This window comes from Rhizobium sp. R693 (assembly GCF_002211315.1).
Lineage (GTDB): Bacteria > Pseudomonadota > Alphaproteobacteria > Rhizobiales > Rhizobiaceae > Rhizobium.
Map to the genome: position 1 here is coordinate 12,400 of NZ_LOKY01000017.1, position 20,197 is coordinate 32,596.

Annotated in this window: 20 protein-coding genes; 2 read left to right on the top strand and 18 right to left on the bottom strand. The window is 56.7% G+C overall.

Features of this window, described 5'->3' with window-relative positions:
* Positions 1 to 31: 31 nt before the first annotated feature.
* The 5 genes from ATY79_RS16175 to ATY79_RS30890 form a co-directional block, all read right to left on the bottom strand.
* On the bottom strand, positions 32 to 697 hold the full coding sequence (locus ATY79_RS16175) for an isochorismatase family cysteine hydrolase (RefSeq protein ID WP_088704405.1): 666 nt from the start codon (positions 695 to 697) through the stop codon (positions 32 to 34).
* Positions 687 to 1,490, bottom strand: a complete 804-nt coding sequence (locus ATY79_RS16180) for an N-formylglutamate amidohydrolase (RefSeq protein ID WP_088704447.1) — start codon at positions 1,488 to 1,490, stop codon at positions 687 to 689. Before ATY79_RS16180 ends, ATY79_RS16175 begins: the two co-directional genes overlap by 11 nt.
* Before the next feature lie 126 nt (positions 1,491 to 1,616).
* Positions 1,617 to 1,826 (bottom strand): M20/M25/M40 family metallo-hydrolase, encoded by a 210-nt coding sequence (locus tag ATY79_RS16185; RefSeq protein WP_088704406.1) that lies wholly within the window; start codon positions 1,824 to 1,826, stop codon positions 1,617 to 1,619.
* Complete coding sequence (locus tag ATY79_RS16190) at positions 1,823 to 2,044, bottom strand: hypothetical protein (RefSeq protein ID WP_088704407.1); 222 nt, start codon at positions 2,042 to 2,044, stop codon at positions 1,823 to 1,825. Before ATY79_RS16190 ends, ATY79_RS16185 begins: the two co-directional genes overlap by 4 nt.
* A 2-nt stretch (positions 2,045 to 2,046) precedes the next feature.
* A complete protein-coding gene (locus tag ATY79_RS30890; protein ID WP_189638029.1) occupies positions 2,047 to 2,211 on the bottom strand; it encodes a hypothetical protein in 165 nt (54 codons plus the stop codon).
* A gap of 286 nt (positions 2,212 to 2,497) precedes the next feature.
* Here ATY79_RS30890 and ATY79_RS16195 point away from each other — a divergent pair, with 286 nt between their 5' ends.
* Both ATY79_RS16195 and ATY79_RS16200 read left to right on the top strand, forming a co-directional pair.
* Entirely contained in the window at positions 2,498 to 3,406 is a 909-nt protein-coding gene (locus ATY79_RS16195) for a MurR/RpiR family transcriptional regulator (RefSeq protein WP_088704448.1), read from the top strand.
* Positions 3,396 to 4,709, top strand: coding sequence for a glutamine synthetase family protein (locus ATY79_RS16200; protein WP_088704408.1), 1,314 nt, complete (start codon positions 3,396 to 3,398; stop codon positions 4,707 to 4,709). The genes ATY79_RS16195 and ATY79_RS16200 overlap by 11 nt, the downstream gene beginning before the upstream one ends.
* 1,095 nt (positions 4,710 to 5,804) lie before the next feature.
* Here the strand turns inward: ATY79_RS16200 and ATY79_RS16210 are convergent.
* From ATY79_RS16210 to ATY79_RS16275, 13 genes are all read right to left on the bottom strand, one after another.
* On the bottom strand, positions 5,805 to 6,188 hold the full coding sequence (locus tag ATY79_RS16210; protein WP_088704449.1) for a nuclear transport factor 2 family protein: 384 nt from the start codon (positions 6,186 to 6,188) through the stop codon (positions 5,805 to 5,807).
* Between the two features lie 49 nt (positions 6,189 to 6,237).
* Positions 6,238 to 6,999, bottom strand: coding sequence for a nuclear transport factor 2 family protein (locus ATY79_RS16215; protein WP_088704450.1), 762 nt, complete (start codon positions 6,997 to 6,999; stop codon positions 6,238 to 6,240).
* Between the two features lie 188 nt (positions 7,000 to 7,187).
* Positions 7,188 to 7,613, bottom strand: a complete 426-nt coding sequence (locus ATY79_RS16220) for an Rrf2 family transcriptional regulator (RefSeq protein WP_088704410.1) — start codon at positions 7,611 to 7,613, stop codon at positions 7,188 to 7,190.
* Positions 7,614 to 8,253: 640 nt separating this feature from the next.
* Positions 8,254 to 9,705 carry an NADP-dependent succinate-semialdehyde dehydrogenase gene (gene gabD / locus ATY79_RS16225; RefSeq protein ID WP_088704411.1) on the bottom strand — a complete coding sequence of 484 codons (1,452 nt, stop codon included), beginning with the start codon at positions 9,703 to 9,705 and terminating at the stop codon, positions 8,254 to 8,256.
* A gap of 305 nt (positions 9,706 to 10,010) precedes the next feature.
* A complete protein-coding gene (locus tag ATY79_RS16235) occupies positions 10,011 to 12,110 on the bottom strand; it encodes a methyl-accepting chemotaxis protein (protein ID WP_245312394.1) in 2,100 nt (699 codons plus the stop codon).
* A gap of 314 nt (positions 12,111 to 12,424) precedes the next feature.
* Positions 12,425 to 13,216 carry an SDR family oxidoreductase gene (locus ATY79_RS16240; RefSeq protein ID WP_088704413.1) on the bottom strand — a complete coding sequence of 264 codons (792 nt, stop codon included), beginning with the start codon at positions 13,214 to 13,216 and terminating at the stop codon, positions 12,425 to 12,427.
* A 124-nt stretch (positions 13,217 to 13,340) separates the two neighbouring features.
* Complete coding sequence (locus tag ATY79_RS16245) at positions 13,341 to 14,951, bottom strand: molybdopterin-binding/glycosyltransferase family 2 protein (RefSeq protein ID WP_088704414.1); 1,611 nt, start codon at positions 14,949 to 14,951, stop codon at positions 13,341 to 13,343.
* The gene (locus ATY79_RS16250) at positions 14,948 to 15,646 is read right to left on the bottom strand and encodes an XdhC family protein (protein ID WP_088704415.1); all 699 of its coding nucleotides are present in this window, start codon (positions 15,644 to 15,646) and stop codon (positions 14,948 to 14,950) included. Before ATY79_RS16250 ends, ATY79_RS16245 begins: the two co-directional genes overlap by 4 nt.
* Complete coding sequence (locus tag ATY79_RS16255) at positions 15,646 to 15,972, bottom strand: XdhC family protein (RefSeq protein WP_088704416.1); 327 nt, start codon at positions 15,970 to 15,972, stop codon at positions 15,646 to 15,648. Before ATY79_RS16255 ends, ATY79_RS16250 begins: the two co-directional genes overlap by 1 nt.
* Before the next feature lie 144 nt (positions 15,973 to 16,116).
* Complete coding sequence (locus tag ATY79_RS16260) at positions 16,117 to 18,369, bottom strand: xanthine dehydrogenase family protein molybdopterin-binding subunit (protein ID WP_088704417.1); 2,253 nt, start codon at positions 18,367 to 18,369, stop codon at positions 16,117 to 16,119.
* Positions 18,366 to 18,851: a (2Fe-2S)-binding protein gene (locus ATY79_RS16265; protein WP_088704418.1), complete on the bottom strand. Its 486-nt coding sequence runs from the start codon at positions 18,849 to 18,851 to the stop codon at positions 18,366 to 18,368. The genes ATY79_RS16260 and ATY79_RS16265 overlap by 4 nt, the downstream gene beginning before the upstream one ends.
* Complete coding sequence (locus ATY79_RS16270; protein ID WP_189638030.1) at positions 18,848 to 19,723, bottom strand: FAD binding domain-containing protein; 876 nt, start codon at positions 19,721 to 19,723, stop codon at positions 18,848 to 18,850. Before ATY79_RS16270 ends, ATY79_RS16265 begins: the two co-directional genes overlap by 4 nt.
* Before the next feature lie 120 nt (positions 19,724 to 19,843).
* Positions 19,844 to 20,194, bottom strand: coding sequence for a RidA family protein (locus ATY79_RS16275; RefSeq protein WP_088704420.1), 351 nt, complete (start codon positions 20,192 to 20,194; stop codon positions 19,844 to 19,846).
* Positions 20,195 to 20,197 lie beyond the last annotated feature (3 nt).

The following is a 20,197-nucleotide window of genomic DNA, read 5'->3' on the forward strand; positions in this document are numbered from 1 at the left end:
TGTGGCCCGGCATCCGCCGAACCGGCTGATGCTAGTTTTTCGAAGCGACCTCCTGAATTTCTGCGAGCAGTTCGTCGGTCGAAAGTTGGCGGCAGTAACCTTTAATGGCGTCGAGCGAGAATTGCTCACGCTCCGGCGTGTAGCTGGCGCAGGCATCCGGGATCAGGGTGACCAGGTAGCCTAGATCGCAAGCGTCTCGGACTGCAGATTCAACGCATTGATCGGTCAGCAAACCGCAGATGACGAGTTGCCGGACACCAAGGTTGCGCAGCAGGTAATCGATGTGAGTTGAGACAAACACGCTCGAGGAGCTTTTCGGCAGGACAATCTCGTCCTCAAGCGGCTTAAGCTCGTCGATCACCTTCCCATCCCATGAACCCTTCGGGACGTTGAAGCCGGTGATTTTGTAATCCAGGCTACGGTCGCGGCCGTCGAGCGTGAGGCTCTCGATTGTCGTGTGGAGAACCTCTATGCCAGCTTCGCGGAAATTCGCCAGCAGACGTTGCATGTTCGGGACGGCGACTTTTGCCAGGCGATCGAAGTAGTAGGCGTATTTTGTATCCATCTCGCTCCGTGAAATGTCCTTGAATTCACCGCCGTCGCGTCGGGCGCAGAAGTTCTGGACATCGATGAAGAGGATCGCCGAATTCCTCGGGTCAAGTTTCACATTGCGGGTCGTCAACTGATTATAGTCCATTGCTTTTAAGCTCCATTCTGAAAGCAGCGGCACGCGCCGTTTGCGAGATGATGTCGGCCCAGCGTGCTTGGCCAGCTTGATCAGTAATCAGATCGTTTCTGATCTCGATAAGAACATGTGGGATGCCTCGACCCTCCCCATGGACCGGAATTGTGTAATCCGACAGGTCATCGACTGTGTAAGGAACGTTCAACGCGGCTTTGATGTCGGGATATTTTAGGTTCACTTCGTCGAGCATCGCGCGGGCGAACCGGTCATCGCGGTTATAAAGGAGCCCGAGCTCATACTCCCTGACCTCACCTGTGCTCCGCATCACCGGGGTGAAGCTATGGACAGCGAGAAGGATCGGCGTGCCGCCTTCTGTGGCGCGCCGAACCAAGGCCGCTTCCACGGCATCGTGGTAAGGGCGATGGATCAATAAACGCCGCTCTTCGCGTTGCTCAGGGCACAAGCCAGCGTTCGCCGGTATACTCGTGCCGTCGCTCATCTCTGGGATCGAATCGCTTGCATGTGGGGGCCGATTGCAGTCAATGACGAGCCGGCTGTAACGTTGAATATAAAGCGGCGCGCCGAGCAGATCGGAGAGCTCTTGAGAGACTGCTTCCGCTCCGACATCATAGGCGATGTGCCGTTCCATTTCGTGGGCGTCAATACCGAGATCACCAAGGCATGAGGGGATGGCCCTGCCCGCGTGCTCACAGGTCAGGAGGAAATTGCCGCGATAGCGCTCTCCCAAGACCTCAAGCGGGTGCGGATCGCTTTCACTCAGATGAAAGCGGTTGCGGTCGCGCATGTGAAACTCCGTGAATTGACATTCTTGTTTTTGTTCCTGTTGGTCGAGCTTCAGGGCTCTCCGTGCGAAGGCGTGGAGGCGCATTCCTCGCTGTTGGGCGGAGATGCTGTTGGGTATTCAATTGGCCTAACGCGTGCCGCACCGATCGAGGATCGAGGCTGCGATGACTTTCGTTGTCTCGAGAAGCGAGGGGATCTCGATCTTTTCGTCATAGCTGTGGAAGCCGTCACCACTTGGTCCGAAAATGACTGGTGACACTCCCGCTCCAGCATAATGCCCAGCGTCTGTGACGAACTCGACGCTGCGAACGTCCGGGTTTCTCCCAAGCGCAGTCATGTAGGAAACAAAGGAACGAACGAGCGGATGGTCACGGGGGTGTCCATCGGTGGGAAGTAGAGGTCGCCGAGCGACCAGTTGATCTCGATCAGGTCAGCGCAAAAATGATGCACAAAACTTTCGAATTCCTCTTTGACTTCCACAGGCTCTTCATTGGGAAGGAACTTGAAATCGAGATCGATCACGGCGAGTTCTGGGATGATTGCTGGATTGGTCATGATCAGCTCCTGGACGACATTTTGAACGCCCGCTTCGCCGTTCGACCCTCGACAACGACGAACTTCGTATTAACGGAGGGAACGCGGACCATGCGCTGGGTGAGGTCAACGACGTAGTCCTCTTCAACGTCGAGGATCTTCCACATGGCCTCTGTCGCTGTTTGCATCTTGCTTCCTCACGTTCTTACGGCTGCCAGTTCGGCTTGCGGTTCCCTCGGTAATATTGAGCCACTTCCACATTGGCATAATCAAACGAATGTTTTTTATCAATGTCAACATTTAAAGATAGATTGATTCATTATTTTCACGGCGGGGAAGTGGTTAATGGTGGGATGGAGGAGACCTTTAAGGCGTGGTAATGAATCGTCACGCATCGATTGAATGAATATTTTCATTCATTATGCGCGATTTACAAATGATTTGACAAAAAACTTTCGCTACCGCTATGTGGTGATGTGGAGAGGAAAAATGCAGACGATTAGGGCGCGACTGCGCAAAATGACGGAGCAGTTAACCGCAAGTGAGCGGAAGATCGCGCAAGCGATTTTGGCAGATTACCCTTTTAGCGGCTTGCTCCCTATCCAGGAGCTTGCAGATAGGACCGGAGTCAGCTCCGCCTCGATTACGAGGTTCGTGGGCAAGATTGGTGGTGGCGGATACCAGGATTTTCAACGTCAGCTCATTGGCGAGCTGAAGGAAGGCAACCAGTCTCCGCTCGATCTGAAGGTGCGTCAGGCGCCGGCCGAGCCCGAGTTTTTGGTCGATTACGCAAACCGTCTTAGCGTCATTCTCAGGGAAATGACGGAGACCGTATCTCAGGAACAATTCGATCAGGTTTGCAGCCTTATCGCTGACACCACCCGCAACATCTTTCTGCTCGGCGGACGTGTCTCCAACACGCTGGCCGCCTTCCTCTCTATTCATCTGCGCCAGATACGCAGCCAGATCTATCATATTCCCGACAATCCGGAGTTCTGGCCGGAGCATGTTCTAAGGATGCGCAAGAAAGACGTTGTCGTCCTCTTTGATTTCCGTCGCTACCAGCCCAATCTGGCCGCACTTGCCGAAATAATTTCGCGAAAGCGCCAGGCGAGGATTATCCTTATCACCGACAAATGGATGTCCCCCATCGCACGGCACAGTTCGGAGATCATCGCGCTTCCGATCGATGCGGGTACTGCTTGGGACACCATTGCGGCGGCGAACGCATTCGTCGAAGCGCTTATCGTAAAAGTCTCCGAATTCGACTGGGCCTCCACCCAGGCAAGGATCAAGGCCTGGGACGAAGTTCGAATAGATTCGCCCACGCTCGGAGAAGAATCCGACTCACCAACTGAACTTGAGGGAACAAATGAAACGTGAAGAAATGATGATCGCGTGCTGCAGCGATCTGGCCGGCAAGGTGCGCGGCAAGGCATTCCCTGCTCAGCAGTTCGACAAGCGGCTTCGACGTGGCGTCGGCTGGACACCCACGAATGTTCAGATAACCTGCTTCGACGTGCTTGCTGAAAGCCCTTTCGGCTCGCTCGGCGATCTCGTTCTGATTCCGGACGCCGAAACGAAAGTCGCGATCGAAACTGACGATAGTGTTCCTCCCGAGCAGTTCGTGCTCGGCAATATCCGCTACCCGGACGGTCGGCCGTGGGAGTTTTGCACGCGTTCGATCCTTCAGGATGCGCTGGGAAAGTTCGAAGAGGCCAGCGGTCTAACTCTATTTGGTGCGTTTGAGCACGAGTTTCAGTTTAAGAACTTGGGCGTTGACGACCATGGCGCATTCACGCTTTCCGGATTTCGCGCAGAGAGAGAATTTTGCGAAGCAGTGATTGCAGCAATGCGTCAGGCTGGCGTGTCGCCTGATACGATCCTGCGCGAGTTCGGCTCCAACCAGTATGAAGTTACGATGAACCCGCAAAATGGGGTCACCATTGCCGATCATTCCGTGATTACGCGTGAGGCGGTTGGCACAGTCGCGCATGCGCTCGGACGACAGCCGACCTTTACGCCAATTCGGGATCCCGCCGGCGTTGGCAATGGTGTGCACATTCACATGAGCTTCCTCGACAAGGAAGGCAATCCGGCGACATGGGACGGGAGCGCCAAGCACGAACTCTCGTCCGTCGCGTCCAAATTCGTGGCGGGAATCTTGAAGTATCTCGACAGTATAATCGCGATAACCGCCCCAAGCGTAGTGTCATATCTGCGTCTGACGCCGCACAGGTGGAGCGCGGCCTTCAATAATCTCGGGTTCCGCGACCGCGAAGCTTCGGTGCGCATCTGCCCGGTCTCCGACATCAGCGACGTCGCAAGGGCCTCACAGTTCAACTTCGAATTCCGCGCCGCAGATGCGACGGCGAGCCCTTATCTGCAACTTGCGGCACTCGTCTATGCGGGTACGCAGGGCATTAAGGACGACCTGCCCGTTCCAGACGCGACCACCGAAGACCTGACCGCACTTTCCGGCGACGCACTCGCAGCGAAGGGTTTGGTGCGCCTGCCACAAAGCTTGCAAGAAGCTCTCGAACGCTTCTCAGGCAATGACATCGTCAAGGGCTGGTTCCCGAAGGGCTTTGCCGATGTGTATATCAAGCACAAGCAACGCGAGATCAAACACGTGGAAGGTCTATCAGACGAGGAAGCATGTCTCGCCTATGAACGGGCCTATTGAGGCGATTGAGTTTGGTAGCGGTCGACAGATCGCTACCAGCGACCTTGAAGGCGGCAATCGGTGCAACGCACTCACACATTACATATCACTCGCGAGTTACAGTCCGGGTGAACGGCGGCTGAATAACAGAGTGGCAGGAGTCGAAGCCTTCGACCCGCTCGTGCCGAGCTCACCAGGACTTCAACTACACCCAGATCTCATCCCACGTTCGCAGCAGTAGCTTCAACAGCCGTAGCGTCGGAAACGTCACAACGATAGTAGTTCGCCTTATGACCCGCATCAGCGAGTGCGCGTACCACGCGTTGTCACGGAGCGTCATCGACGATCAATGATCGCCAAGTTTGCCGCTGGCAAAGTCCTTGCTGCGTGAACGGCCGGCAGCCTCTCCTAGTCCGCTCCTCCGCCGGTAATCACTGAAACACGAGATCTCATTTTGAAGCTCCTCATACTGTGAAACAGCTCTGGCCATTGTCATACATTTCTATCAAGTATTGACACGGAGAACATCCCTGACCTCGTCCACCACGGTCGAACAGTAACGCCAGTTGGTGATCCATGACTACCCGTTCAGAATGCCACCTGCGGCCAGCACGGCCTCGCGCGCATTGGCATCGATATGCGCCGCCTCACCGATCTCAAGCCGATAGCGCGCTGGGCATCTGAATCAAGATAGATGCATCCGACCCGCCATATTCGAACAGTGAATTTTGTTGTTGGATCTTCACTGAGCCTCGCGGCAAGAACGCAACCTGCCGCACCAGGGCCTACAATGAAGTTCATATTCCATCGGTAACCATCATCTTTAATCAAGCGTTGTACCGGGCCAAATTGGTGGTATCAGCCATTTCGCTCGTTTTTTGGACCGGCACCGAATGACGGTTTCGGTTTGCGTCGGGGATCAGCTTGCGGAGGCGCGTGACACGAAGCGGCCAGCGCCGCCGTTCTGCGGCTCCAAGGCATATCTGGCCGCACGGCGGCAAGCCGGGGTGACCGATCTCGAGAGCATTGATCAGTTCCGGGTAGTTCACAAGGTCGGCAATCTCTCCGACATCAAAATTGGATCAGAGGCGCTTTCTTCCCAACTGCTCGGCAGCGCTAGAATATTCCGTTCGAATTCGCCGAGCGTTCAGGGAGAATCTGAAGCACATCCCAATGTTCGACGATCTTTCCGTTCCCATCGAGCCTGAAGATATCGATGCCAGCATAGTCGTGGTCGCCGGGCCAATGCTGATGGCAATGCAAGACGACAAACTCACCTTCGGCGATAGCGCGCTTGACGGCCACCCGCTTGCCGGGCCACTCGCGCGCCATCCGTTCGAAATAAGAAATGAAGCCTTCCTTGCCCGTCTCGACATGCGGATTGTGCTGGATGTAATCGTCGCCCACGAACCGTTCGATGGCTTGTCGCGGTTGACAGTCGTTGAACATCATCTCGTAAAACGTGGTCACATTGCGTTTATTCGTTTCAAGATCAACCATTTCATCATCCTCCCAATCGAAAGGGGGCCGCAAGGCCCCCTGAGACATCTCAGAACTTGCCGTTCTGATTTTTCCAGTCGGCCTTGGACGGAATAGCTTCGATCGTGTCCCAATGCTCGGAGATCTTGCCATCCTCGACCCGGAACAGATCATAAAACGACGTCGGCTTAGCGGCAAACGTGCCTTCGCTAATTGTGAGGACGAAATCGCCCTTGCCTAAAACCTTATGAACCGTGTCGTACTTCATGGTGACGCCTGCTTCTGCCATTGCCTTGAGAGCCGTGCCGAGCCCCGATAGGCCGTCGCCGATCTGCGGATTGTGCTGCGTGTAGTTGTCGCCGTCAAAGTAGCCGGCAACCTTCTCCATGCGGCCGTTGACAAGGATGTCGTCGACGAACGAAGCCACCAGTTTCTTGTTGGCTGCCGTCTTGTCGACGTCCTTGATTTCGGTCGGGCCATCGATCATCGTGTGGCCGCTGGGGTTCGGCCCAGTCGTTTCCTGCAGATTGTCCCAATGTTCCACGATCTTGCCGTTTTCGAAGCGAAAGATGTCGAAACCGACCTTTGGGCCGAAGAAGTTATAGTCCGTATGGGCGACGACGAATTCGCCATCCTGGAACACACGCACAGTATTCACCTTGGCTGATCCCTTGGGCAGCGCGGCGAGGAGCTCGCCGAAGCCCTTTAAGCCGTCGGCTGCGCCGAGGTTATGCTGTATGTAGTTCTCGGGGTTGATCACGCCCACCGGCTCGGCGGCACCGGTTTCGATAGCCTTGAGAAGATCGACAACTTGCTTTTCTTGCGTAGTCATTTTGATGTCCTTTGCGTAGGCAGCGTTGGTGGCGACAGCGCTCGCGAGAGGGAGCATTGCCGTCATGGCGGCGAGCAGATGGCGGGAGAGCTTTGTTTTGATCATATGTAACCGTTTTTGTAACACAAATGTGTGTCTATATCGGTCACATATTAATGTAAAGGGTTGCTATCGAAAATCGACCAGTCTCACCCTGCTGGCCCAGCTGCCGAGATATCGGCGGCTAGGTCAGCGATCGTCGTGCGGAAAAGTTCCTGCTCCATTGCCTTTTCGACCGTCGCAACGCGGCCGCGCAGTACCGCGTTAATGTTGCGGCCCACTGGGCACTTCGGATTCGGCTCCTGGTGCAGAGGAAAAATGACGAGGTCCTCGTCCACGGCCTTGTGCACGTCGAGCAGTGTGATCGCATCACCCGGCCGGGCCAGCAGGGCTCCGCCGCCGGCTCCCATTTGAGAGATTGTCAAACCCGCCTTGGAAAGCTGTGAAAGAAGGCGTCGAATGATTGTCGGATTCGTGTTGACGCTCGACGCAATGAGCTCGGACGATGCAGGACGGCCTTGCTGGGTTTGTAGAAACGTTACGATGTGTGTCGCGACCGCGAAACGGGTGTTCATGGAAGACTGCCCTCATATGTGCGCGATATAAGCACACATGAGGCGAAGAGCAAGTGACGAAACTTCCAGGGCAGGCCATGGAGGCGGCACATCTCGGCAAGGATTGGATCAGTCGGCAGCATAGATCTCGGCCATCACGCCATCTGCCTTGCGAACGACATGTCCCGGAACGCGGCCGAATGGCCGCCGCAATCAGCGACGCTGCGTCGTCTTCAGTGACATCGCCCTCTTCGCGACGAACAGCAATGACGGACGCGACACCACTGACAAGGAGAGCATCCCGACCCTCCTCGGTCATAACATGTCCCTTATGCAGCATAAGAGTACTGGCACGACTGCTGTGCGCCAGACGTGTGCCGACACGAACGGTTACCTCGCAATGGTTGTTTGAGGCAACGGTATCGCGAACCCAGCCGTCATGCCGATCTACGTAAATGAGAGTCGAACCGGCTTCAGATGAGACGTGACGAATAGGAATTGCCATGGCGCACCGCCATCCGCTCGATCATCGTTCGATGTCTCGTCACCCGTCGTCCCACCTGCATAGTGGGGCAGGTCAGTTTTTGGCGAGAATGTTGGCAAGCTCAATGTTGCTCTTCGCGAAGAGACCGGCGTCAATGATGCCGCAAGCACAATGATCTCAAGCAATGCCGCCGAGGCAGACATACTTGATTTCCATGAATTCCTCGATGCCGTATTTCGAGCCCTCACGGCCGACGCCGGAAAGCTTGACGCCTCCGAAAGGCGCTTCCGCCGTGGAAATATGGCCAGTGTTGACGCCGACCATACCATATTCAAGGGCCTCGGCGACGCGGAAGACTCGGGCGAGTTCCTTGGCGTAGAAATAGGAGGCAAGGCCGAATTCGGTGTCGTTCGCCTGTTCGATCACATCGGCTTCATCCTTGAAGCGGAAGAGAGGCGCGACGGGACCGAAGGTTTCCTCGCGGGCAACGGCCATGTCCTTGGTGACGTCGGCCAGAACCGTTGCCTCGTAGAAGGTTCCGCCGAGTTCATGGCGCTTACCGCCCTGCACGACGCGCGCACCTTTCGACAGTGCGTCCTTCACATGCTCTTCGACCTTCTCCAACGCCGGCTTGTCGATCAGTGGCCCGAGGATGACGCCTTCATCGAGACCATTGCCTGTCTTCAACTTGCCGACAGCGGTCGCGAGCTTGCCGGAGAAGGCCTCGTAGACGCCGTCTTGCACATAAATACGGTTGGCGCAGACACAGGTCTGGCCATTGTTGCGGAATTTGGCGATCAGCGCGCCTTCGACCGCGGCATCGAGATCGGCGTCATCGAACACGATGAAGGGCGCATTGCCGCCAAGCTCGAGACCGAGCTTCTTGATGGTCGGGGCGCTCTGCTTGTAGAGCTCGGCGCCGATTTCCGTCGAACCGGTAAAGGTCAGTTTGCGCACCGTCGGATTGGCCGTCATCTCGGCGCCGATGGCAGCGGCCGAACCGGTGACGACGCTGAAGAGACCCTTGGGCAGGCCGGCGCGTTCGGCGAGAACGGCGATCGCAAGTGCCGAAAACGGCGTCTGCGAGGCGGGCTTCAGCACCATGGCGCAGCCGGCGGCAAAGGCCGGGCCGGCCTTGCGGGTGATCATCGCATTCGGGAAGTTCCACGGCGTGATTGCCGCGACGACGCCGATCGGCTGCTTCATGATCATGATGCGCTTGTCCGGCTGGTGGCCGGGAACGAGATCGCCATAGACGCGGCGGGCTTCTTCGGCGAACCATTCGATGAAGCTTGCGCCATAGACGATTTCGCCGGCAGCCTCGGCCAGTGGCTTGCCCTGTTCCAAGGTCAAGATTTTGGCGAGATCATCCTTGTTCTCGATCATCAGCTCGAACCATTTGCGGATGATGCCGGAGCGCTCCTTGGCAGTGCGGGCGGCCCAGCCCTTCTGTGCAACACGGGCAGCATCGATCGCCGTCTTGGTCTCCGTGCCACCCAGCTTCGGCACGCGCCCTATGATCTTGCGGGTAGCGGGATTGTTGACCTCGATGGCGTTGGTGCCGGGTTCAATCCATTCGCCGCCGATGAGAGCGGCCTGACGGAAGAGAGAGGGGTCTTTCAGCTGCATGATGGCTTCCTAAAATGGTGAGACGCGCCAATCGCGCCCTATCCTGCGCATCGGCCGTCCCGAATCAGGAGCGCCTTACGCCAGTTCCGTATTCATCCCTTGTTTTTCGGCACGTCATTCCCGAAACCTCTCCATACTTGCACCGGTGTCAGCTCTGCCCATAGATCGAATGACGGCCAAAAGGACATGGGTTGCATCATACTCATTCTCATCGGCCTCGTGCTGACGGCCTTCGCGGTGAACTGGTCGTCTGTGTCTCGGAGACTAAATCGGCCTCGGTGCACGCCAAGACGGCGCTCGTTCTATCATGCAGCATGAAACTCTGGTCTATCAGTCCGATGCTGTGCCTGCAGTTGTCTGTCTAGCTTGAAGTTGGCCAGTAGTTTCGTTAGAGCCGCTGCCTCGGCGGCAAGCGAATGACTTGCTGCTGTCTGCTCTTCGACCATGGCTGCGTTTTGCTGCGTCCCGTGGTCCATCGTGCTGACAGCTTTGTTTATTTCCTGGAGCCCAGTAGACTGCTCTCGCGAAGCAAGGACGATCGCGCTGATATGACCGTTGATTTCCGTTACATCCTGAACAATACGGCTCAGTGCCTCACCTGTTTGATTGACCAATTCCACACCCGCGCCGACTTGTTCTCCAGAGGACTCGATCAAGCCTTTTATATCCTTCGCTGCGGTTGCAGACCGCTGCGCCAGCTCACGGACTTCCTGTGCCACAACAGCAAAGCCCTTTCCAGCTTCGCCAGCCCGCGCAGCCTCCACGCCGGCATTGAGCGCGAGCAAGTTGGTTTGGAACGCGATCTCTTCAATAACGCCAATAATACTGGAGATTTCTTCGGAGGACCTCTCGATATCCTCCATCGCGCTTACCGCCCGGCGCACAATGTCACCCGATCGTTCCGCCCCACTGCGAGCCCGTGCGACGAGTTGTCCAACTTCTTCGGCGCGACGGGCGCTGTCCTGGACAGTCGTTGTTATTTCTTCCAGTGCAGCTGCAGTTTCCTCGACAGACGCAGCTTGTTGTTCCGTGCGTCGAGCAAGGCTGTCGGCTGAAGAACGGATTTCGATTGCGCCAGAATCAATTGCACGTGCATTCTGACCGACGGTTGCCATTGCCTCCAAAAGACTAGAAACGGAATCGTTGAAGTCAGTACGAAGGCGATCGAGGTTGGCACTAAACGGCGTCTCTATGCGACAAAGAAGGTCGCCGCTCGACAACCGCTGAAGACCCTCACCGAGAGCGCTGACTGCAGCGGCCACATCCTCAACTTCCTTGGCCTTAACTGCGTCTCGCTCAAACCGATCGGCTTCTGCCTCGCTTCGCGCCTTCTCTGCATCGCGTGAAAGGCGGTTTCGCTCAATAGCATTGCTTCTGAATATCGCGACTGCAGCTGCCATCCGACCAATTTCATCCTTTCGCTCGGTCCCAGGTATGTCGGCAGACATCTCACCGCCAGCAAGGCGACCCATGGCATCAGTCATCCTAAGCACTGGACGAACGACGAGTTGAGAAAGAACAACGGCGAGAACGCCAATTAACGCTATCACGCTGATGATTGTCGCGACTGCTGCGGCAAGACGAAATTTGCTGATACCAGCGTATGCGAGATCACGATCAACAGTCACAGCGACGTACCAGTCGTCCCCAGGGAGCCCCGTAATCGGCGCGAAGCTGATGAGAACTGTTCGGCCATTTAAAGTGGCTTCAGACAATCCAGGTCCAACAACGGGCGTGTTCGCTGTAAAGATCTCGGACAACTTCTTAGTAACAAACGCGATATCTGGATGCACAAGCACCGTGCCGTCGGCCTTAACAATAAAGGCAGAGCCTTTTCCCCCAATGTCGACTGAATTCACCATCGCCACCAAGGAATGCAGCGAGAAATCGCTTCCGGCTACGCCAATAAGTTTCCCGTCGCGTTTGACCGGGACGGCCGCACTGATCACAAGATCGTGGGAAGAGACGTCCATATATGGATCAGTCAATACGAGTTTGTCGAGCTTGACGGCATCTTTATACCAGGGGCGCTTTCTCGGATCATAGTCTGCCGGCACCGGGTCTAGGGGAACCGAAGTGTAGGCGCCTTGTTCATCACCGACATAGGTTACAACAAATTCACGCGCGAAAATCGGGTTATCGAATGCAGCACTGATCTCGGCTTGGCTCTTCGCCTTGCTTGCAAGGTTACCGGCAAGCTCCGTGAGCATGAGCCGTGCGCGTAACCAGTTCGAAATGCTCTGTGAAGACTGCAGCCCTGCAATCTTGATTTCGCTTTCAACCGCTTGGCCGCCAACATGTTGCTGCAGCTTGTCTATATAGAACGCAAAGCCGCATAATGAGGCTATTACGACAATCGACGCCACTGCAAGAATCTTCGACATCAGTCTAGGATGAGCGATCATGGGGTAACCCTGTGCGGTAAGTCTCGACTGCTGGTTTCCAGCGGCCTCAAACGGGTTTCGGAAAAGACGGCCTCGCGTCGAAAAGCAGATCGAGGCTTGCTTACTATCATGCATCAGCTTACCCACCGAGATTTCGATCTCGATACGGTCGAGCGCTCCTAGACTGATGAAGCAAACTGACTTCTTATGTCTTCGGCCACTCGACCAAGCTAGAATAGCTTCTTAGGTCGCTCGAGTTTGATACCAGTTTCTGTTGCATTGGAACTGACGGCGCAATACTAAAATCCTAAATCAGGGTGTTCTCGCAATAAAGATCATTTTCTCGACCAAGGTATACCTCCTGCATAAGTCACAAACGCGTCTTTGGAGATGATACCGCTATCGATAGGAAGAAATACTCCTGTGATCGCACGGGCCCGTTCTGAGACCAGAAAGGCAATCGTTTCGGCCACGTCACTTGGCTCGGGCAGGTAGTTTAGCGCGTGAGGCTCCATGATCTTGGATTGATCACGTTCTCCGGCGGCTATTGCGGCGACGAGAGGTGGTGTCATAACGTGGGTCGGTCCGATGCAGTTTACGCGAATATTGAAGCGCCCGAGTTCAGCAGCGAGCAATTGCGTCATGCGCTCAATCGCCACCTTGCCGGGATTATAGGCTGGCAGCGGCAAGGGCATACGCGAATGAATGGATCCCAAGGTCACAATAGCGCCTCGCTCATGCGGAATCATTCGCTTGGCAAATGATTGGCAAGCGTGAATGGTGCCGAAATAGTTAACTTTCCACATGCGCTCGTGTGCAGCCATGTCCATGTCGAGGACGCACTCCGGGTTTGGCTGCATGGCTGCTGAGCTCACTAGAACTTCAACAACACCCAGATCAGACTCCACCTTCGCAGCGGTGGCTTCGACAGCGGCGGCATCAGAAACGTCACAACGATAGTAGTTTGCGGTATGACCCGCATCAGCGAGTTCCCCTACTACGCGCTGGCCTTGAGCGTCATCGACGTCGATAATGGCTACATTGTAGCCGTCGGCAGCGAGGCGCTTGGCCGCCGCCTCTCCGAGTCCGCTTGCTCCGCCGGTAATTGCTGCGACACGAGATCTCATTCTGAAGCTCCTCATCTTATCAAAAGAGATTTTACCTAACTAAGGATTGTCATACATTCTGTCAATATGCGCAGGCCGCGATAGTTCTTCCTTCGACCGGTGAACGCCAGGTGGTGAGTGATCACTACCTTTTCAGAATGCCGCCAGCTTCCAGCACCGCCTCCGGTGTATCGACATCCACGAGCGCCGCTTCACCGATCTCGACATCCACGATATTTAGCCCGGTGCTTTCCAAGATGTGCCGTGCGCCAATATCACCGTCGAGCTGAAGGATTGCCGAAAATGTCGCGCGTGGCAGGATGACGGGATTGCCGCGCTTGCCTCCCGAAACCGCCCGCACTACGGCTTGGCCGCCGGACGCCGCAAAAGCATCCAGGAGCCGGCGCACATCCGCACCCGTAATATGCGGCATATCGGCAAGCATCACTGCGACACCATCGCATCCCTGCCCAAGCGCCGAAACACCCGCCTTAAGCGAGGTCGACATACCATCCGCGTGATCTGGATTGCGGATGATGTCCACGTTGAGCCCGATCAGCTCCGCCTCAATGTCCTCTGCCCGGTGCCCCGTCACCACCAGCACACGCGCCGGACCGGCGGCTATGGCCGACTCAACCGAACGCCTTACCAGCGCTTTTCCGTCGAAGGCCGCCAGGAGCTTGTGGCTGCCGTTCATGCGGCGGGCGCGGCCGGCAGCCAGTACCAGCGCGGTAACGGACAGAGGCTGCTTCGGAGAACGCAGATCGCGCGGCTGCGGTCGGCTCCGGATTTCCGTCAGCAAACCGCCGACCCCCATGCTTGTGATCTCCTCTGAGCCCAGATTTTCACCGGCAAAGATGCGAGCCAAAACCCGGTCAAAGCCGTTTTCCTTAGGGCTGCGCGCGCATCCGGGCGCCCCTATCACCGGCACCGTGCCGATGCGGCCGAGAACAAGCAGGTTGCCAGGGTCAACAGGCATGCCGACGTGTTCGACCACGCCGCCCGCGGCGCCAATAGCGGCTGGAATGACGTCGTGCAGATCCGTCACCGCCGACGCGCCGAAGACGACAACGAGGTCGTTGTCCTGCGCCGACGCGGCGATTGCTTTAGCGAGTTGCGGAACACGATGCGGCGCGCGTACCTCCACCACCACTCGGCTTCCCGAAAACTGCAGCCGCTGTTCAAAAATGCGGCGCGTTTTGTCCATGACCGATGATTTGAGTGTCGGCAATTCCGTAGAGAGGAGCGCGACGCGATGAGGCTTGAAGGGCTTGACCTCCAGCGCCCGGTTCGATGCCATCACCGCAGCGGCCTTGCGCACCAGACTGTTGGATACGGCCAGCGGAATGATCTTGATCGTCGCCACCATGTCGCCGGCATGGACGCTTGCATGGTCAGGCAAGGTGGCGATGGTGATTGCCGGGTCCACCCGGTTGAAGCGGTCGATCGTAGCCCGATCAGCGACGAAAAGGCCGTTCGCGGTCGAATGCAGGTTGACGCGCCCTGTCGCCGATGGTGTGAAGTGCAGATAATCCGATGGAATAGCAGCCGCGATCAGCGACGCCGCCTCGTCCTCACCGATGTCGTCGGGCTCTAGCCGCACGGCGATGACGGTAGCTACACCCTCGGCACGAAGCGCTTCGCAATCCTCAGCCGTCACTACATGGCCCTTGTGTAGTGACAGGCCGCCTGCGCGCACGCCATGCGCCAACCGCGTACCGATCGCATCAGATGCCGGGAACTCTCCGAATATCATGGCGTCGCGCTCGGCCCGGATCGAAGGCGCAAATGGGCGATAATGTCGGCAAGGATTGCCACAGCGATCTCGGCCGGGCTTGACGCACCGATATCAATGCCGATGGGTGCGGACATCGTCGCAATTTCCGATTCGCTGTGCCCAAGCGCCGACAGGCGTTCGACGCGCTTGGCGTGGGTTTTCCGGCTGCCGAGCGCACCAACGTAAAAACAGCGAGTCGTAAGCGCCTGCGATAGTGGAAAATCGTCGATCTTCGGATCGTGCGTTACCGCGACAAGCGCCGTGTAGGCATCGAGCGGGCGCGTCTGAAATACGTCCTCCGGCCAATCCGCGATAAGGTCGACGCCGGAAAAGCGTTCCTTAGTGGCAAAGGCGGTGCGCGGGTCCACGATCGTGACATTGAAGCCGGCGATATCCGCCATCCTCGCCAGGATCTGGCTGATATGCACCGCGCCGATTATGAGGATGCGAACGGGAGGCAGGTGGACGTTGAGGAAGAACTTTCGTTCCTCCACCTCCACCAGCCCGGATTTTCCCGAACGAAAGGCGCTGCAAATCGCCTCGCCGAGCGGGCTGGCCACCCGATCCCCCTCCCGGATAACCCGGTCACGTCCGTCCCCGAGATCGGTGAGGTAGAGCACCGCGCGACGGGCGGCGCGCTCCGTATTGAGCTTGCGTAGGAGAAAGGGCTCCATCAGCCGACGCGCTCTACATAGACGCGGATGCGCCCGCCGCAGGACAGGCCGACGCCCCAGGCAATCTCGTCGGCAACGCCGAATTCCAGCAAACGCGGCTCGCCGTCGCTGATAACTTCCAACGCCTCACCGATAACCGCACCTTCCACGCAACCGCCGGAAACCGAACCATGGAAATTGCCGTCGCCGTTGATAACCAGGTGGCTGCCCACCGGGCACGGCGCCGAGCCCCAAGTCTCCATGACGGTGGCGAGCGCCACGATACGCCCATCCTGCACCCAACGCTCAGCGATAACCAGCGGGTCGAGCGTAAAGGTTGTACCCATTTTGCGTGCCCTACCTAAATGTTCCTCTACCGATGCATCACCATCATTGCAGGCAGATTCAGGCCAACGCAGCAATCACCTCGCCCCATGGCCTCAGCCAGCGCATCGGATCGCTTGGCGTATGCATTCGGTTATCCCTATGGCCTATGGTTGACTAACGAACTCCGCAATAGATGCGGCATCGAACGGAAGGCGTTGAGGCTGTCGCCCCAAGATATCGCGCAATGCAGATCCGATGGCGGCAGCGGGTATGATCACGGGGGGCTCGCCAATTCCTTTTGCACCCAAAGGTCCCGTTGCACTTTCGTTCGTCTCGATAAATATGGTTTCAATCGACTTTGGCACGTCTGCGATGGTTGGCATCCGATAATCGTGGAAGTTGTCGTTGCGGACAGCGCCTTTTTCGTCGATTTCAAGGTTTTCGAACAGCGAATAGCCGATACCTTGCACGACGCCCCCTTCGACCTGTCCTCGTGCAGCAAGAGGATTAAGAACGCGCCCCACATCATGTACCGCAACGTACCGGAGGACTTCTATCCGTCCCGTTTCTTCATCCAATGCGATTTCGACACCGTGACAATGGAAAGTGGCTTCCCCCAATCGAGCAACGCGCGCGTTATCTAACGTCGAACCTTGGATCTCCGAGGGCACGGCTTTGTAACGCGCTGACGCAACGACAGGACCCGACCTCATTCTGGCCGATGATACCACCTCCGCCAGGGGTAGCGATACATTGGACTGACCGACGCCTTCGACTCGGGCCCCCCGCAGAATCAAGTTCTCAGCAGGAACGCCCAACATCTCGGACGCCTCCTCCTTGATCTGCCTGACGACTTCGTTGACGGCACGCAATGTCGCGTTTCCAGTAGAAAATAGCGTTCTGCTTCCTCTGGAGCCGGATTCGAACGGAGCGTCGCGGGTACTGCCATTGTTAAGGGCCACGCGTTCGAGCTCAATCCCCAGAACCTCGGCGACCATCGCCGGCAGCGTCGTCGAGATCACGCTTGTACCGATTTCGGTTCCACCTGACGAAATGGTGGCGCTTCCATCGTCATGCACTTGTACGACTGCAGATGACGGCGTCCCCAGTGATGACCACCACGTGCAAGCAAAACCGTAGCCGCGTTTCCGATTGTCTCCGACTGGCGGCTTCTCTGAACGGAATGCCCGCAGACGTTCCAGCACTGTGTCCATACACTGTTCAACGGTCACATCCGACATCATTTCGCCACCGGGGCCTCGCTGTCCCTTGCGGATGAAGTTGCGGCGACGGATTTCGGCGGGGTCGAGGCCTACCTCCGAGGCAATCTCGTCGAGATGTGCTTCGCCAGCATAGACGAGTTGGGGACCGGTCGGCCCACGGAACGACCCCGTCGGGCACGTGTTAGTGTAGACAGCACGCGACGACAGATCGATGTTTTCGATGTAGTAGGGCCCTGTCGCGTAGAATGCAGCCATCGAATTCAATGCTTGAATATCGAGTGCATAAGCGCCTGAATCCAGGAGGATGTTGCATTTTCTCGCCAGAAGAAGACCATCGGAATCGACGGCGCTCGCCATTTCAACGATCGAATTCTCCCGAGGGCTCCCGTTGCGCATGTCCTCGCCACGCTCGCAGATCAGCTGCACTGGACGCCCTGTTGCCAGAGCAAGGACGGAAGCATGGGGCGCATAGCCAACATGCAGTTTGCCGCCAAACCCTCCTCCCACCGCGGGAACCTGGATATCTATTTTGCCGATTGGGATTTCAAGCAACTCACTGAGCACTATGCGTACACCGAACGGCTGCTGAGTGCTCATGATGAGAGAGAGACCATCTGCAAGGGGCATGGCGGTTACCCCACGAGGCTCAAGATAGCCCTGATGCACGCGATGCGTCTCAATTCGCGTCGTTATGATTTTGTGGGCCCGCTGAAACGCGGCTTCCACGTCTCCCCTTACGATGCGTGCAGCATCCAGAACGTTGCCCGCAACCGCGTGTACGGGGTTCGCTTGAGGTTCGGCCGCTGCGACAAGATCGACAACAAACGGAAGGGGATCGATGTGTGTTTCGACAAGCTTTGATGCTTTGCGTGCCGCGCTCAGGTTTGTCGCCGCGATCATTGCTACCGGTTCACCGACATACCGTACTACGTGTCGGGCAAGCACCGGTTGATCACGCAAGAAGTTTCCATACGGCCGATCTGGCAGATCTTCGGCCGTCAAGACGCAGACTACGCCATCCACCTGTCGCGCTGCATCGATGTTAATCTGCCTTATCGTCCCGGCCGCCAGCGGCGAGCGCACCAGAACGGCGTAGAGCATGTCCGGCATCACCAAATCTTCAGTGTACTTGATAGTACCGGTAATGCGCTCTCGGGCATCACGGCGGAGGAATTTGGTCCCGAGAACATTCACAGCGATTTCCCTCCGTTGGCCAGTTTATCGAGGGCAGTTTGCAGCGCCTGTCGTATGGGCAGATATCCCGTACAACGACATAGGTTGCCTGCGAGGGCGGTTGAGATTTGATTTTCCGTCAACCTCCGACCACCTGATTGCTTGGCGAGTGCGCAAGCGGTGACGACAATACCAGGCGTGCAAAAACCGCACTGCGCCGCATCAGTCTCAATCATCTCGTCGACGATAATCCGTCCGGCTGGTGAAGCGGCGACGCCCTCGATCGTTTCGATACGAGCGCCTTCACACTCGAGCGCATAGACCAAGCAAGAATTGACCGGACTTCCGTTCAAGAGAACGGTGCAGGCGCCACAATCGCCAGTACCGCAGCCCAGCTTGGTCCCCGTTAAACCAAACGCGTAGCGGATCACATCGATCAGTAGAGTATCTGCGTCAGCTTGTGCGCACTGCTGTGTGCCGTTGACCTCAATTGTTACTGTCATGAATAGCTATCCTTGTTGGCTTGGCGAGCCCGTCTCAGAGCCTCTGCCGTGACAGAACGGACCAGAGGACGCAACACATGCAACCGGTGCTTTCGGGTGCCGCGCACATCATCAATTGGCTTGGCTGCAGCAACGACGGCAGCAGTTGCTGCTTCAATGGCGTCAGCGTGCACGACGGTACCGATCAACGCAGCAGCTGCTTCTGGCACCAGCATTGGCGTGGGACCACAGGCTCCAACGGCCACTCTTGCCTCCTTGCACCGGTCTCCATCCATCTCCAGGAAGATTGCTACCCCCGCGACTGAAAGGTCCATCGCATTCCGATAGGTAAAACGTTCATATGCTGAGCCTCCTGCGCTATGGGGGACCACAATGCGCGTAAGCAATTCACCGGGATTCATTACCGTTCTTCCCGGTCCCTTGAAGAAAGACGAAGCCGAAACGGTTCGATTGCCAGCCAGAGAGGCCACATCGAGGTCGCAACCAAGAACCAGCAGGCCGCATAACGTGTCCGCAGCCGGAGAGGCCCGACAGATATTGCCGCCGATCGTCGCACGACATCTAGTCTGCCATCCACCGACGACGCTTGCGCCATCGGTAATTGCGTTTGAGCTGAAGTCTTTGTGAGAAGAGAGGCTATCGAGGCTGGTACAAGCGCCAATGCTTACTCTATCACGCTCAACATTGACGCCGGAAAGGGCCACGATCCCTTTGATGTCAACGAGCGTGTCAGCACTGACTGCTGAATTTGCGCGCATGACAACCAAGTCTGTTCCACCGGCAAGAACGCATGTGCGTTCCTGCGCCATGAAAGACAAAGCCTCGACAATGGATTTTGGTTTCGCGTAAGGAACGCTGGTCAAGCTTAGCATGGTTCGGTTCGTCCAGAATGTATAGCTCGATCCCTTAGGTCCCGACCTCATGTCGGAGGGGAAAATCAAAGACCGGCCGGCGATGTTTGATCGATGACAAAGGCCTTTCAACGGACAGAATCAATCGGGCAATGCAGCAACGACAGTAATTTCGACTTTCTGTCCCGGAACCAGAAGATCAACCTGGGCGGTCGAACGTGCAGGAGGATTGCTTTTATCAACCCATTCATCCCAGACAGCGTTCATTCCGGGGAAATCACTGCGATCCGCCAACCAGATTGTGGCTTGGATCACGTTCGATTTGTCGGTCCCAGCAAGCGCGAGCAATCGGTCAATCGAAGCCAGTACGGATCGCGTTTGATCCCCAAGACTGGCCGCCTCCGAACCCACTTGACCCGTGAGATAAACTGTCTTGCCAAATACGGCGACGTCAGAAAGTCTCTTACTGGATCCAAAACGTACGACACTCACGTG